The sequence below is a fragment of the Streptomyces aurantiaciflavus genome (genome assembly GCF_049808595.1).
Taxonomy (GTDB): Bacteria; Actinomycetota; Actinomycetes; order Streptomycetales; family Streptomycetaceae; genus Streptomyces.
On record NZ_JBNCAQ010000003.1, the window covers coordinates 241,964 to 254,660 of the forward strand.

A 12,697-nucleotide genomic window follows, 5' to 3' on the forward strand; every position below is an offset into this window, starting at 1 on the left:
AGGGGCGCGTGACGTGCGGGAGTTCATCGTCGAGGCCGACGGCGGTTCCCGGGGCAACCCGGGGCCCGCGGGCTACGGCAGCGTGGTGATCGACGCGGCGACGGGGGAGACCCTTGTCGAGCGCGCCGAGTACATCGGTGTCGCCACGAACAACGTGGCCGAGTACCGGGGACTGCTGGCCGGCCTGCGCGCCGCCCGTGAACTGGACCCGTCCGCCACCGTCCGTGTCCGGATGGACTCCAAGCTCGTCATCGAGCAGATGTCGGGCCGCTGGAAGATCAAGCACCCCGACATGAAGCCGCTGGCCACGGAGGCGGCCCGGATCCTGCCGCCCGGTCAGGTCACCTACGAGTGGATCCCCCGGGAGCGCAACAAGCACGCCGACCGTCTGGCCAACGAGGCGATGGACGCGGGCAAGCGGGGGGAGCAGTGGGACGCCGGGGCGTCCCGTGCCGCCCTGGAGGCCTCCGCCTCGACGCGGGCGGTTCCCGAACCTGCGGGACCGCCCGGAGACGCGGCCGCGGGCGCGGCCAAGGCCCGCGAGGCGCTGGCCCAGGGCCGTTCGTCCACTGCCACGGCCACCGCGGCAACCACCTCGGCCACGTCGGCGACAGCCGCCACCCCCACCCCCTCCGGTACGAAGGCCGACGCCGACCAGCGCGCCGCCCGCACCGTCGCCACCTCCACCACCTCGCAACAGTCCGCCGCCACCCCCACCCCCACCGCCTCGCAGCAGTCCGTCGGCTGGTCCTCCGCGCCCGATCTCGGCGCCCCCGCCACCTTCGTCCTGCTCCGGCACGGTGAGACCCCCCTCACCCCCGAGAAACGCTTCTCCGGCAGCGGCGGCACCGATCCCTCCCTCTCCGACGCCGGCCGGGAGCAGGCCGAGCGGGTGGCCGCCGCCCTCGCCCGGCGCGGCACCATCCAGCACATCCTGGCCTCCCCGCTCGCCCGGACCCGGGAGACCGCCGGCGCCGTCGCGGCCCGTCTGGGGCTCGCGGTCACCGTCGACGACGGTCTGCGCGAGACCGACTTCGGCGCCTGGGAGGGACTGACCTTCGGCGAGGTCCGCGAGCGCTACCCCGACGACCTGAACGCCTGGCTCGCCGACCCGGAGGCCGAACCCACCGGCGGCGGCGAGAGCTTCGCTGCGACCGCCACCCGTATCGCCGCCACCCGCGACAAGCTGGTCGCGGCCTACGCGGGCCGCACGGTCCTGCTGGTCACCCACGTCACCCCGATCAAGACCCTGGTACGGCTCGCCCTGGGCGCCCCGCCCGAGTCCCTGTTCCGCATGGAGCTGTCGGCGGCCTCGCTGTCGGTCGTGGCGTACTACGCGGACGGCAACGCCAGCGTCCGCCTCCTCAACGACACGTCCCACCTGCGCCCGTAGCACCGGTGAGGCGCGAGGCGGCCCGCGCCAGCTCCTCGATCCGCCCCCAGTCCCGGGCCGCCACCGCGTTCCCGGGAACCATCCAACTCCCGCCCACACACCTGACGTTGGGCAGCGCCAGGTACTCCGCCGCGTTGTCCGGGCCGATCCCGCCCGTCGGGCAGAACCGGGCCTGCGGCAACGGCCCGGCCAGCGACCGCAGATACGCCGTACCGCCCGCCGCCTCCGCCGGGAAGAACTTCATCTCCCGCACCCCGCGTTCCAGCAGTGCCACCACCTCCGAGGCGGTCGACACCCCGGGCAGGAAAGGCACCCCGGACGCCCGCATCGCCGCCAGCAGCGCGTCCGTCCAGCCCGGGCTCACCAGGAACCGCGCTCCGGCCGCCCGGCACTGCGCCACCTGCTCCGGCGTGATCACCGTTCCCGCCCCGACCACCGCCTCCGGCACCGCCCCGGCGATCTCGCGGATCGCGGCCGGCGCGGCGGGCGTGCGCAGCGTCACCTCGATCGCCGGCAACCCGCCCGCGACCAGCGCCCGCGCCAGCGGTACGGCGTCGGCGGCGTCCGCCACGACCACGACGGGCACGACGGGCGCCAGATCCAGTACGGAGGCAGCCGAAGGGGAGGGCAGGGGCGAGGTCATGCGCCTCATCCTGCCCGCGCACTGCACAGTACGCAAAGCTCATTGCGCATGATGCAACGACGCCGACCCGGTGCTACTCCCAGCCAGGGCTCACCGACCCGCGGCGGCCCGTGGCCTCCGCCTCCCGCCTCAGTGGACCTCCTCCACCAGCACGTCCAGCGTCCACGCAGCCCCCGCCCGCGCCGGAGCCTTCTCCTCCACCACGTAACCCAGGTCCCGCAGCGCGACCACCAGCTCGGCCGGGTCCTTGGGGGCGATCCCGGCCGTCAGCAGGCTGCGGACGATCCGCCCCTTCGTCGCCTTGTTGAAGTGGCTGACCACCTTGCGGGTCGGCGCGTGCAGCACCCGCACGCCCGCCGTCCGCCCGGCGACCTCGCCCTTCGGCTTCCACGCCGCCGCGTACGCCGCCGACCGCAGGTCCAGCACCAGCCCGTCCCCGGCCACCTCGGGCAGCACGGCCGCCATCGGCGCCCGCCAGTGCGCGCCCAGCGCCCCGAGCCCCGGCAGCTTCACCCCCATCGAGCAGCGGTACGAGGGGATGCGGTCCGTGACCCGGACGGCGCCCCAAAGGCCGGAGAAGACCAGCAACGACCGTGCGGCACGCCGCTTCGCGGCCGCGTCCAGCGAGGCCAGGCCGAGAGCGTCGTACAGCACGCCCGTGTAGATCTCCCCGGCCGGCCGCGCCCCCGCCGTGCGCAGTCCGGCGTTCTTGGCGATCTCGCCACGCAGCCCCTCGCTCAGCCCCAGCACCTCGCGCGCCTTCTCCTCGTCGCTCGCGCACAGCTCGACCAGCTCGGCGAGGACGGCCTCACGGGCGGCGGCGAGCCCCGGCAGGGACAGCGACTCCGGCTTCAGCGGGGCGCCACGGCCGGAGGCCGCCTTTCCTTCGGACGGGGGCAGCAGGACGAGCACGGACGTTTCTCCTTCGATTGGGCTCCGCGTCAGCGTACGGGGTGCCACGAAACCGCCCGCGCCCACGCGGCCTCACCGCCCACGCCGCCTCACGGCCCCCACCGCCCTCACGGCCTACGCGGCCCTCAGGGCCCTCACGGCCTACGCGACCCTCAGGGCCCTCAGGGCCTACGCGGCCCTCACCGCCTACGCGGCCCTCACGGCCTCGCGGCCTGTATGGCCTGGACGAGCTCCCGCGCCTCGTCCGCCTGAAGGCGCACCACGCCCACCTCCCGGCGTCGGCCGAGGAAGGTGAAGTGGGGGACCGGCTCGGTCAGTTCGAGGGTGACGGAGGTCTGCGAGCCGACGGGGAGGTCCAGCTCGCCGTCGGCGCGCTCGTGCGTGGAGCGCGGCTCGTGCCGTACGGTCGCGATCCGCTCCAGAGGGATGCGCAGGTCGACGTGGGCGGCATGACGGACGCGCAGGGCGTCGCCGTGCAGCACGTGGGGGCGGACCTGCCAGGCCGCGTACAGGCCGGCCACGAAGAGCACCGTATAGATGTCCAGGACGAGCACCACGGCGTGCGCGGTCGGCCAGTCGCGCAGCAGCACGGACATGGTGAACGACTCGATCACGCACACGAACACGAACCCGCCCATCACCGCCCCCTGCCCCCGCGCGTACCCGAACGCCCGTCCGTCGCCCACCCCGTGCCGCCGCCGGCCCGCCCACAGCAGCAGGCTCACCAGCAGCCGTATTTCATGCCGGGCGAGTGTGTACGCGAGTCTCACCGTGCCCCCTTCTCATCGGTCGGTCTCATCGGTCGTCGTCGGTTCTGGTCGGTTCTCGTCGGTCAGGATCCGCAGCACCCGGCGCATCGCCTCGGCCTGGGCCGGTGCGAAGTCGGCGTAGAAGGCGCGCAGGAAACTGCCGTCGTGATCAATTGTCGCCTTCGGAAGCATCTCTCGCGGGATGCTGGCGACGAGCGAGCGGGCGGCCTCCTCCACGCGCGGATCGTCCGGGTCGGCGTCGGCGAGCCAGTCCAGCAGCGCGTACGCCTCCTGGGCCCGCGCCAGGGCGTCGGGCGACCCGAGGGTGCTGTTCAGCGCGGTCAGCAGCCGCTCGCGCGCCTCCGGGGGCGCCGCCGTGTCCAGCAGCGCGAGCACCTCGCGGTCCTTGGCGGCCATGGGGGAGTCGGAGGCGGGGAGCCCCGCGAACAGGGTGGCCAGCTCGGGCGAGACCGGCCCCTCGGCGGGCAGCTCGTCCGCCTCCAGCAGTGCCCGCAGCCGGGCCCGGCGCTCCCGGATGGCTTCCTCCTGCCGGGCCAGGTCCTCGTCCAGCTCGGTCAGCACCTCGACCAGGTCCTTCCCCGCGTCGTCCGCGAGTACGTCCCGCACCTCCGCGAGCCCCAGCCCCAGCTCCGTCAACCGCCGTATCCGGGCCAGCACGACCGCGTGCCGCAGCGTGTAGTCCCGATACCCGTTGGCCCGCCGCTCCGGCTCGGGCAGCAGCCCCAGATGGTGGTAGTGCCGGACGGTCCGCGTGGTGACGCCGACGGCCTCGGCGAGTTCTCCGATCCGCATGCCCTCAGTAGAGACGTTGACGTCGCGGCAGGGTCAAGCGGGCGGCGTCCTGACGGTAGCGGTGATCGTGTGCCACGATCGAGGGAACGGTTCCCGATCTCACGGACAGGTGATCCGGCGATGTCCGAGTCTGGCGAGCGACCGAAGGAGGGGCGTGACATGACTGCCATGGCCCATGAGCCGCTCACGCAGGAAGAAGTCCTGCTGGAGGGCTTTCTCGCCCTGGACACCCCGGAAGGCTTCCGGGCGGAGCTCGTCGAGGGGGAGATCGTTGTGACACCGCCGCCGGACGGGGAGCACGAGAAGTACATCAGCCGGATCGTGAGGCAGGTGATCAAGAGGTCCGGAACCGATATGGACTTCTCCGCGAACAAGGGGCTGAGGCTGGAGAGCGGAGGGGCCTACCCCAAGAACCACGTCGTCCCGGACGCCACTTTCGCGCCCCTCGACCTCGACCTCTTCGGGAGCGCCGGCTCCTGGATGCCCTGTCGCGGTGTCGCCATGGTGTTGGAGGTGACGTCCTCAAAACCCCAGGCGGATCGCGAGGCCAAACGCCGCTGCTACGCCCGTGGAGGCATCCCCCTCTACCTGTTGGCGGACCGAGAGACGTCGCAGGTCACCCTTTTCAGCGCCCCCGAGAACGACGACTACCGCGAGCACCGCACCCTCCCCTTTGGCAAGCCGCTCACTCTCCCCGAGCCCTTCGCCTTCGACCTGGAGACCGCCGACTTCCTCTGAGCCGTCGCCCGGTACCATGGTCGACACGGCAGACGAGCCGGGCGGACGGCCGCGTGAAGTACCCCCAGGGGGCTTCCCGAGGAACGTCCGGGCTCCACAGGGCAGGGTGGTGGCTAACGGCCACCCGGGGTGACCCGCGGGACAGTGCCACAGAAAACAGACCGCCGGGGACCTCGGTCCTCGGTAAGGGTGAAACGGCGGTGTAAGAGACCACCAGTGCCCAGGGTGACCTGGGCAGCTAGGTAAACCCCACCCGGAGCAAGGTCAAAAGGAAACACCCCGGTGTTTCTGCGCGGACGTTCGAGGGCTGCCCGCCCGAGTCCGCGGGTAGACCGCACGAGGCCGGCGGCAACGCCGGTCCTAGATGGATGGCCGTCTCCCCGGCCGCCGCGAGGCGACCGGGTGACAGAACCCGGCGTACAGCCCGACTCGTCTGCCGCACCCACCCGTCGCCCGCAGTTCGGCCCCCCGTCACCCCGTCTCCCTACCGTGCGCGCCATGAGAAGAATCTCGATCATGGTCACCGCCGCGGCGCTGACCCTCGGTCTCGCCGCCGCGCCCGCGGTGGCCGAGCGGGCGCCCGCCGGGTTCGGGCAGGCCACGCTGACCGGCTTCGCGGCGCTGCCGGCCACCACCTTCGTGCCGGGCAGTGAGGCGTCCGGGTCGGCGATCGGGGCGGGGCCGTTCAACGGGGTCGCCGTGCCCTTCGCCGACCAGCCCGTCCAGGGCTTCAGCGGGGTCGTCAACCGGCACGACGGCACGTACGACGTGCTGTCCGACAACGGCTACGGCACCAAGGCCAACAGCGCCGACTTCCTGCTGCGCGTGCACCGCGTCGAGCCGGACACCCGCACCGGGAAGGTCACCGTGCTGGGCGGGTTCAACCTCAGCGACCCCGACCGCAAGGTGCCGTTCGCGCTGACCCGCGCCGACCGGGTGCTCACCGGCGCCGACTTCGACGTCGAGTCGATCGTGCGGGTGGCGGACGGGACGTACTGGATGGGCGACGAGTTCGGCCCGTTCCTGCTGCACTTCTCCGCCACCGGGCGGCTCCTCCAGGCCCCCGTCCCGCTGACGGGCGTGCAGGCGCCCGAGAACCCGTACCTGAACGGCGCCCAGCCCACCCTGCCCAGCAGCAAGGGTTTCGAGGGCCTCGTGCGCGGCGTCGACGGACGCCACCTCTACCCGCTCACGGAGGGCACCGTCGCCGGTGACACCCCCGGCGACCTGCGCTTCAGCGAGTTCGACCTGCGCAAGGGCCGCTACACCGGCAAGCGGTTCGTCTACCGCCTCGAGTCCACCTCGAACGCCATCGGCGACGCCATCGCCGTCGACAAGCACCGCTTCCTCGTCGTCGAGCGCGACGGCGGGCAGGGCGACACCGCCAAGTTCAAGCGGATCTACCTCGTCGACACCCGCGACCGTGACGACGACGGCCTCGTCGACAAGACCCTGGTCGCCGATCTGCTGGATCTCGCCAACCCCAAGGGGCTGGGCGGCTTCGGTACGACCTTCCGCTTCCCGTTCCAGACCATCGAGGACCTCGCCCTCCTCGACGACCGCACGGTCGTGGTCCTGAACGACAACAACTTCCCCTTCTCCAGCGGCCGCACCCCGGGCGAGCCGGACGACAACGAGTTCATCACCGTACGGCTGTCCGCCCCGCTGCACGCGGACAGGCGGGCGCTGCGCTGACCACGCGCCCGGGTGTCACGGGGCGGTCGTGCCCAGCGACCGCTCCGCCACCCGGGCCAGATGGCGCCCGAAGACCTCCCGCGCTTCGGGCGTCAGCGTCCGCAGCGCCACCAGCGCCGTGATCACGACGTCGCACAGCTTGGACTCGACGTCCTCCCAGGTGTGGCTGGCGCCCTTGCGGGGGTTCTGGCCGGTCACGCCGATCACCGCCTGGGCCACCTCGCCGACCTCCTCCGACAGCTTCAGCACGCGCAGCAGGAGGGCCTCCCGGCCGCGCCCGCCGTCGGCCGGCTGATCGGCGTCGAGCCAGGTCCACAGGGCGTCGACGGTCTCCCAGAGGTCGGTGGGCGCCGAGGTGGACCGGGCCCGCGTGTCTCGACGGTGGCTGTCGCTCATGGGCGCAGCCTGCCACGGCGGCCACCCCTCGAACAGCCGGAGGCCGTACCAAACCGGCACCGAGCCCACTGGCGCCCATCGGCGCCCACCGAGCCCACCGCCGCCGACCGAGCCCACCGGTGCTCACCGAGCACATCGGCGCTCACCACGCCCAACGGCGCTCACCGAGCCCACCGGCGCTACTCCTCGAACAGCGCCTCCTGCTCGCCTTCCTCCCGCTTGCGCAGCCGCTTGTTGCGCAGGCCCACGATCACGGTGGTGGCCGCCGCCGTCACGCCCAGCGCCGCCGGGACCATCCAGCCCCGGTTGACCGTGTGGCCGAGGGCGTGGTCCAGGGAGAGGCGGCCGGGGCCGGCGATGGCGAGGGCCGCACCGGTCAGGCCGAGGGAGGCCGCGTACTCGTAGCCGCCGCTCTGCGCGAAGAAGCCGTTGGGTACGTGCACCGCGGACGCGCCCGCCATCGCGCCGGCCGCCGCCGCGCCCGCCGCCGGGGTGGCCAGGCCCAGTGCCAGCAGCGTGCCGCCGCCGGCCTCCGCCAGGCCCGAGGCCGTCGCGCTCGCCTTGCCGGGCGCGTAGCCGACGGACTCCATGTACTGGCCGGTCCCCTCCAGACCGTGGCCGCCGAACCAGCCGAACAGTTTCTGCGTGCCGTGTGCCACCAGGACTCCTCCGGTGCCCAGCCGAAGCAGCAGCAGCCCCAGATCACGTCGGTCGTAACAGGTCACGGTGACTCCCTGGACAGACAAACAGGCGAACAGGCGAACAAATGAACGAGCCGACAGATGAGCGGCGGCGGACAACAGGAACACCCCACGCGTTTCCACCGTCGCACTCCTCACACCCGGTGGGCCTGTCCTGCGCGCCGTTCGGGTGGCCGGCGCCGGGGATCGGGTGCGGTCTTCAGCCCGGGGTCGGGTGTGGTCTTCAGGGGTCCGGTGGCGGGCCGCGGGCCGCGGTGTGACGCTGACTGGCATGACGATTCAGCCAGCCAAACTCACCGATCCGGCCGTCCGGGCCTTCGTCTCCGCCGTCAACGCCCATGACCGGGAGGCCTTCCTGAGCCTCCTCACGCCGGACGCGACCATGGCGGACGACGGCTCGGACCGCGACCTCGCCGAGTGGATCGACCGGGAGATCTTCTCCTCCCACGGCCACATGGAGGTCGACAACGAGTCGAACGGCGGCCGTGTCCTCCTCGCCCGCTACAGCAACGACACCTGGGGCGAGATGCGCACCAAGTGGCGGTTCGTCGTCGAGGACGACGGGCGGATCTCACGATTCGAGACCGGGCAGGCGTAGAAGCCGTAAAAGCCGGTACGGCCCTTGCCTTCGTGTGCACTCCAACTCCTAGCGTGCACGGCCATGGAGATCACCGGCACAACCTCGGACACCATCCACGGGACCACGGAGACCGCCCCCAGGATCCTGGGGCGCAGCGGCATGCGCGTCAGCCCGCTCGGCTTCGGATGCTGGGCCATCGGCGGGGAGTGGCAGGACGCGGCCGGACAGCCGCTCGGCTGGGGAAGGGTCGACGACGAGGAGTCCGTACGGGCGATCCACCGGGCCCTCGACCTCGGTGTCACCTTCTTCGACACCGCCGACGTCTACGGCGCCGGGCACAGCGAGCGGGTCCTCGGCCGCGCCCTCGGCAGGCGGCGGGACGAGGTCGTCGTCGCGACCAAGTGGGGCAACCTCTTCGACGAGGGCACCCGGACGCTGTACGGGCAGGACGCCTCCACCGAGCACGCGCGCGCCGCGCTCACCGCCTCCCTCGACCGGCTCGGCACCGATCACGTCGACCTGTACCAGCTGCACCTCTCCGACGCCCACCCCGAGCACGCGGCCGAACTGCGTGACCTGTGCGAGGAGTTCGTACGGGAAGGGCTCGTGCGCGCCTACGCCTGGAGCACCGACGACCCCGCGCGCGCCGCCGTGTTCGCCGAGGGGGAGCACTGTGCGGGCGTCCAGCACGCGGTCAACGTGCTGCAGGACGCGCCCGAGATGCTCGCGCTGTGCGACGAGCTGAGCCTCGCCAGCATCAACCGCAGTCCGCTGGCCATGGGGCTGCTGGCCGGGAAGCGCCGGGACCGGCAGCCCCTGGAGGCCGGTGACATCCGCAGTCGTCCGCCGGCCTGGCTGAAGGGGTTCGCCGACGGGTCCGGGGCCGACCCCGAGTGGCTCGGCCGGGTCGACGCCCTCAGGGACGTCCTCACCAGCGGCGGCCGTACGCTCGCCCAGGGCGCGCTCGCCTGGCTGTGGGCGCGCAGTCCGCGGACCGTGCCGATCCCCGGGTTCCGCTCGGTCGCGCAGGCCGAGGAGAACGCGGGCGCGATCGGGAAAGGGCCGCTCACCGCGAGGCAGTTGGCCGAGGTGGACGTGATACTCGGGCGGTGAGCGGCGGGTGCTCGCGCCGCAGGCCCTGCGCGGTGCACGGCAGCCGTTCCACGGTCCGGTGCGCACCTCGCGGTCCCACGCGAGGTCCACCCCCATCCGGTGCCGTGGAACGGCTGCCGTCCTCCCCCATCGGTGCGGTCTGCGGAAGCCCGGCATTCCAACTGTGAAGCTTGTGTGGAGGGTGGGACGAGCATAAGCCTCCGACCGGCGATGATGGTCCGGAAGTCTGTATTCCGTTTGTGTAGGTTGAGCGTTCAGCCACGTCCCACGTACGGCATCGCCGTCGCCAGAACCGTCGCGAACTGCACGTTCGCCTCCAACGGCAGTTCCGCCATGTGCCGCACCGTGCGCGCCACATCGGCGACGTCCATCACCGGCTCCGGCGCGATCTCACCGCCGGCCTGCAGCGCACCCGTCCGCATCCGCGCCGTCATGTCGGTCGCCGCGTTGCCGATGTCGATCTGCCCCACCGCGATGCCGTACGGCCGCCCGTCCAGCGAAAGGGACTTGGTGAGGCCGGTGAGGGCGTGCTTGGTCGCCGTGTAGGCGACGGAGTGCGGGCGGGGCGTGTGCGCGGAGATCGAGCCGTTGTTGATGATCCGTCCGCCCCGCGGCCGCTGCTCCTTCATCTGCCGGTACGCCGCCTGCGCGCACAGGAACGCCCCGTTGAGGTTGGTGTCCACCACCTGCCGCCAGGCGTCGTAAGGCAGGTCCTCGACGGGCACGTCACGAGGACCGTTCGTCCCCGCGTTGTTGAACAGCAGGTCCACCCGCCCGAACCGGTCCCGCACGGCCGCGAAGAGGGCCGCCACGTCGTCCGGGCGTGAGACATCCGTCCGTACGGCGAGACGCGCGGCCTCGGGAACGAGTGCGGCCGTCTCCTCCAGGGGCTCGGTGCGGCGGCCGGCCAGGGCCACCGACCAGCCCGCGCGCAGCAGTTCCACGGCCACCGCGCGGCCGATACCGGAACCGGCGCCGGTGACCACGGCGATCCTCGCCTGCTCGGAAGTGTGCTTGGCATTCATGGGGTCGCAGCGTACGGGGGCGCGACGTGTGGGCCGCCCGCGTCGTGCGCGGCCGGAGCGTGCGGGGCCGCCTCCGTAGGGGGCCGCAGTCTGTGCGGCCGCCCCCGTGTGCGGTCGCAGCCTGTGTGGCCTCAGCCTGTGGGGCCGCCTTCGCGGCGGGCCCGTCATGCGGAACTTGTCCGTCCGTCATCCAGCTGTTGTGTACGCGCCAACCCTAGGTCGTTCCCGGGTCGTCCCCGGCCACTCCAATGCCTCCTGCAGCCATCGTCAGGGGAGGACCGGAATGACACCCGCAGCGCACCAGTCCCAGCACGCCCCCGAACTCCGCGACGCCGCCCGGAACATCGGGCGCCGCCGCTTCCTCACCGTCACCGGCGCGGCCGCCGCGCTCGCCTTCGCGGTCAACCTCCCGGCGGCCGGCACCGCGGCCGCCGCCGAACTCGCCCCCGCGCAGATCACCGACAACCCCTTCACCCTCGGCGTCGCCTCCGGCGACCCGCTGCCCGGCTCGGTGCTCCTGTGGACGCGCCTCGCGCCCGCCCCGTACCAGCCCGACGGCGGCCTGCCCGCACAACGCGTCTCGGTGCGCTGGGAGTTGGCCCGTGACGAGACGTTCCGGCGAGTCGTCAGACGCGGCACCGCGACCGCCCACCCCGAGTTCCACCACACCGTCCACGTCGAGGTTCCCCATCTCGAACCCGACCGCGTTCTCTACTACCGTTTCCGCGTGGGCAGTTGGATCAGCCCGACCGGCCGCACCCGCACCGCGCCCGCCACCCGCTCCCGGGCGGCGGAACTCACCCTCGCCGCGGTCTCCTGCCAGGCGTACGCCGACGGCTACTACACCCCGTACGGCCACCTCGCCCAGGACGACGTCGACGTGGTCTTCCACCTCGGGGACTACCTGTACGAGTACGCGATCAACTCCGTCGGCAACAACCGCAACTACACCGACCGCACACTCCCCGACCTCTTCAACCGGGAGACGGTGACCCTGGAGGACTACCGCCTGCGGTACGCCCTCTACAAGTCCGACCCCGACCTGATGGCCGCGCACGCCGCCCACCCCTTCGTCGTCACCTGGGACGACCACGAGACCGAGAACAACTACGCCGACGACACCCCCGAGAACAACGTGCCGCCGGAGGAGTTCCTGCTGCGCCGCGCCTCCGCCTACCGCGCGTACTGGGAGAACCAGCCGCTGCGCCGCCCCCAGCTCCCCGAGGGCCCCGACATGCGGCTGTACCGCCGCCTGCACTGGGGCAGCCTCGCCCAGTTCGACGTCCTCGACACCCGCCAGTACCGCTCCGACCAGGCCTACGGCGACGGCGCCCAGCTCCCCGGCCCGGACATCGACGACCCTTCGCGCACGATGACCGGTCAGACGCAGGAGCGATGGCTCCTCGACGGCTGGCGCGCCTCCCGGGCGCTGTGGAACGTCGTACCGCAGCAGGTCACCTTCTCCCAGCGCAAGCTCGACCTCAACCCGGTCGCGAAGCTGTCGATGGACGCCTGGGACGGCTACCGCGCCTCCCGCCGCCGCGTCCTCGACGGCGCGAAGGCCGCCGGCGTCGACAACCTGATGGTCCTCACCGGCGACGTGCACGTCGGGTACGCCTTCGACATCAAGGACGACTTCGACGACCCGGCGTCGCGCACGCTCGGCACGGAGATCGTCGCCACCTCGATCGCGAGCGGGCGCAACGGCTCCGAGAAGCCCGCGAACTGGAACACCTACATGACCGCCAACCCGCACCTGAAGTTCTACGACGGGCGGCGCGGCTACGTCACCGTCTCGCTCGGGCGCGACCACGCTCGGGCCGACTTCAAGACGGTGCCGTACGTCACCACGCCCGGCGCGCCGATCACTACGGCCGCGTCCTTTGTGACGGAGGTCGGGGAGCCGGGGCTCAGGCCGGTCTGATCACACCGGCGGGCG

At 72.3% G+C, this 12,697-nt stretch carries 13 protein-coding genes and 1 other RNA gene; 7 read left to right on the forward strand and 7 right to left on the reverse strand.

Features of this window, described 5'->3' with window-relative positions:
• Positions 1–13 precede the first annotated feature (13 nt).
• Entirely contained in the window at positions 14–1,393 is a 1,380-nt protein-coding gene (locus ACPT94_RS04560; protein ID WP_425245167.1) for a bifunctional RNase H/acid phosphatase, read from the forward strand.
• Here ACPT94_RS04560 and eda read toward each other — a convergent pair.
• The 4 genes from eda to ACPT94_RS04580 all read right to left on the reverse strand — a co-directional run bounded on the left by eda (position 1,365) and on the right by ACPT94_RS04580 (position 4,510).
• Positions 1,365–2,036 carry a bifunctional 4-hydroxy-2-oxoglutarate aldolase/2-dehydro-3-deoxy-phosphogluconate aldolase gene (eda, locus tag ACPT94_RS04565; RefSeq protein ID WP_425245168.1) on the reverse strand — a complete coding sequence of 224 codons (672 nt, stop codon included), beginning with the start codon at positions 2,034–2,036 and terminating at the stop codon, positions 1,365–1,367. The two genes, ACPT94_RS04560 and eda, sit on opposite strands and share 29 nt — an antisense overlap.
• Before the next feature lie 129 nt (positions 2,037–2,165).
• Positions 2,166–2,948, reverse strand: coding sequence for a peroxide stress protein YaaA (gene yaaA / locus ACPT94_RS04570; protein WP_425245169.1), 783 nt, complete (start codon positions 2,946–2,948; stop codon positions 2,166–2,168).
• 197 nt (positions 2,949–3,145) lie between these two features.
• A complete protein-coding gene (locus ACPT94_RS04575) occupies positions 3,146–3,718 on the reverse strand; it encodes a hypothetical protein (RefSeq protein WP_360351336.1) in 573 nt (190 codons plus the stop codon).
• A gap of 12 nt (positions 3,719–3,730) precedes the next feature.
• Complete coding sequence (locus tag ACPT94_RS04580) at positions 3,731–4,510, reverse strand: MerR family transcriptional regulator (protein WP_360351338.1); 780 nt, start codon at positions 4,508–4,510, stop codon at positions 3,731–3,733.
• 159 nt (positions 4,511–4,669) lie between these two features.
• Between ACPT94_RS04580 and ACPT94_RS04585 the strand changes: the two genes are divergently transcribed.
• The 3 genes from ACPT94_RS04585 (at position 4,670) to ACPT94_RS04595 (ending at position 6,943) form a co-directional block, all read left to right on the forward strand.
• Positions 4,670–5,248 carry a Uma2 family endonuclease gene (locus ACPT94_RS04585; RefSeq protein ID WP_360351341.1) on the forward strand — a complete coding sequence of 193 codons (579 nt, stop codon included), beginning with the start codon at positions 4,670–4,672 and terminating at the stop codon, positions 5,246–5,248.
• Positions 5,249–5,281: 33 nt separating this feature from the next.
• Positions 5,282–5,684: RNase P RNA component class A (gene rnpB / locus ACPT94_RS04590), an RNA gene on the forward strand.
• Between the two features lie 62 nt (positions 5,685–5,746).
• On the forward strand, positions 5,747–6,943 hold the full coding sequence (locus ACPT94_RS04595; protein WP_425245170.1) for an esterase-like activity of phytase family protein: 1,197 nt from the start codon (positions 5,747–5,749) through the stop codon (positions 6,941–6,943).
• 15 nt (positions 6,944–6,958) lie between these two features.
• On the opposite strand, the gene ACPT94_RS04600 is transcribed toward ACPT94_RS04595, so the two are convergent.
• Positions 6,959–7,339: a MazG-like family protein gene (locus ACPT94_RS04600; protein ID WP_425245171.1), complete on the reverse strand. Its 381-nt coding sequence runs from the start codon at positions 7,337–7,339 to the stop codon at positions 6,959–6,961.
• 179 nt (positions 7,340–7,518) lie between these two features.
• Positions 7,519–8,064 (reverse strand): DoxX family protein, encoded by a 546-nt coding sequence (locus ACPT94_RS04605; RefSeq protein WP_360351350.1) that lies wholly within the window; start codon positions 8,062–8,064, stop codon positions 7,519–7,521.
• Between the two features lie 247 nt (positions 8,065–8,311).
• Between ACPT94_RS04605 and ACPT94_RS04610 the strand changes: the two genes are divergently transcribed.
• Together ACPT94_RS04610 and ACPT94_RS04615 are read left to right on the forward strand one after the other, a co-directional pair.
• Positions 8,312–8,638, forward strand: a complete 327-nt coding sequence (locus ACPT94_RS04610; protein ID WP_360351352.1) for a nuclear transport factor 2-like protein — start codon at positions 8,312–8,314, stop codon at positions 8,636–8,638.
• A 63-nt stretch (positions 8,639–8,701) separates the two neighbouring features.
• Positions 8,702–9,733: an aldo/keto reductase gene (locus tag ACPT94_RS04615; protein ID WP_425245172.1), complete on the forward strand. Its 1,032-nt coding sequence runs from the start codon at positions 8,702–8,704 to the stop codon at positions 9,731–9,733.
• A 254-nt stretch (positions 9,734–9,987) separates the two neighbouring features.
• On the opposite strand, the gene ACPT94_RS04620 is transcribed toward ACPT94_RS04615, so the two are convergent.
• Positions 9,988–10,758, reverse strand: coding sequence for an SDR family oxidoreductase (locus tag ACPT94_RS04620; RefSeq protein ID WP_360351355.1), 771 nt, complete (start codon positions 10,756–10,758; stop codon positions 9,988–9,990).
• A 283-nt stretch (positions 10,759–11,041) separates the two neighbouring features.
• Between ACPT94_RS04620 and ACPT94_RS04625 the strand changes: the two genes are divergently transcribed.
• Positions 11,042–12,682, forward strand: coding sequence for an alkaline phosphatase D family protein (locus ACPT94_RS04625; protein WP_425245173.1), 1,641 nt, complete (start codon positions 11,042–11,044; stop codon positions 12,680–12,682).
• Positions 12,683–12,697: the final 15 nt, after the last annotated feature.

Coding starts and splice junctions, on each gene's coding strand:
- eda (WP_425245168.1), bottom strand. CDS start 2,036: ATGACCTCGCCCCTGCCCTCCCCTTCGGCTGCCTCCGTACTGGATCTG.
- ACPT94_RS04580 (WP_360351338.1), bottom strand. CDS start 4,510: ATGCGGATCGGAGAACTCGCCGAGGCCGTCGGCGTCACCACGCGGACC.
- ACPT94_RS04585 (WP_360351341.1), top strand. CDS start 4,670: ATGACTGCCATGGCCCATGAGCCGCTCACGCAGGAAGAAGTCCTGCTG.
- ACPT94_RS04595 (WP_425245170.1), top strand. CDS start 5,747: ATGAGAAGAATCTCGATCATGGTCACCGCCGCGGCGCTGACCCTCGGT.
- ACPT94_RS04600 (WP_425245171.1), bottom strand. CDS start 7,339: ATGAGCGACAGCCACCGTCGAGACACGCGGGCCCGGTCCACCTCGGCG.
- ACPT94_RS04610 (WP_360351352.1), top strand. CDS start 8,312: ATGACGATTCAGCCAGCCAAACTCACCGATCCGGCCGTCCGGGCCTTC.
- ACPT94_RS04615 (WP_425245172.1), top strand. CDS start 8,702: ATGGAGATCACCGGCACAACCTCGGACACCATCCACGGGACCACGGAG.
- ACPT94_RS04620 (WP_360351355.1), bottom strand. CDS start 10,758: ATGAATGCCAAGCACACTTCCGAGCAGGCGAGGATCGCCGTGGTCACC.
- ACPT94_RS04625 (WP_425245173.1), top strand. CDS start 11,042: ATGACACCCGCAGCGCACCAGTCCCAGCACGCCCCCGAACTCCGCGAC.